Source organism: Oleiphilus sp. HI0086 (assembly GCF_001635225.1).
In genome coordinates this window covers 1-954 of record NZ_LWFZ01000157.1, presented here as the reverse complement: position 1 = coordinate 954, position 954 = coordinate 1, and the positions used below count along the sequence as shown (strand labels likewise).

1 protein-coding gene is annotated in these 954 nt (G+C 47.1%); it reads right to left on the bottom strand.

Going from position 1 to position 954, the window contains the following annotated elements:
- On the bottom strand, window positions 1–954 hold a 954-nt coding region (locus A3756_RS02200), incomplete at both ends, for a calcium-binding protein (protein ID WP_304438845.1).

The window sequence follows — 954 nt, the reverse complement described above, 5'->3', positions numbered from 1 at the left end:
CCGACATCACCATACAGATAATCATCCCCACTATTGCCATTGATTGCGTCGTTATCATCACCACCATAGACATAATCCTGGCCGTCTCCGGCATCAATAGTGTCGGCACCACTGAACCCATAATAGTGCTTCGAGCCTACGCCGTCCGAGGTGATATGGTCATCACTATCCGTTCCTAGGTTAGTTCCATTGGACAAGTTGTCGACAATGAGAGATAAACTTGAACCATCAGCAAATCGAGCTTCACGGATGTACGAGAAAGTCGTCTGCGACATAGCGATCACATCACTTTCATTCGAGCCATAATTTATCTTAATAAAACTGTCGCTTGTAGGATCTTGAGAAGAAGGTCTCGCATAGGTATAAATATCGCCAGCATTCAAACCACCCTCAAAAGCTAGGATATTGATGCCTTGGGTATCAGTAATATAGATCGTACCGTCACCGGGCTTCACGATAAAGGTATCATTACCCGCGCCTCCGTCTAAGCGGTCTGTACCCGAGCCTCCAGATAAAACGTCATCACCTTTTCCACCCTGGATCTGGTCATTACCTGCGCCGCCATATAATTGATCATCACCTTCACCGCCGTAAAGCCAGTCATGCTGCTCCCCGCCATTAAGACGGTCATTCCCTTCGTCGCCATAGAGAACATCACTACCTTCATCACCATTAATTGTGTCGGAGCCCGTTCCCCCATAAAGCCAGTCAGTCTCACTCCCACCATGAAGCGTATCATTTCCACCATTGCCGTATATTGTATCGACGCCAGCACCGCCTTTTAGGGTATCGTTACCGCTCCATTCTTCTTGGAATTCGACATAATCATCAGCCGTAATTAAGCGCTCTACACCCTCCTTATTGGTATAAGACAGATACTGACCTTCAGCTGTGAAAAAGCCATTGTCGTTGGATTTATCACCTTCGATGTAGTCATCTCCATCACCACCGTCA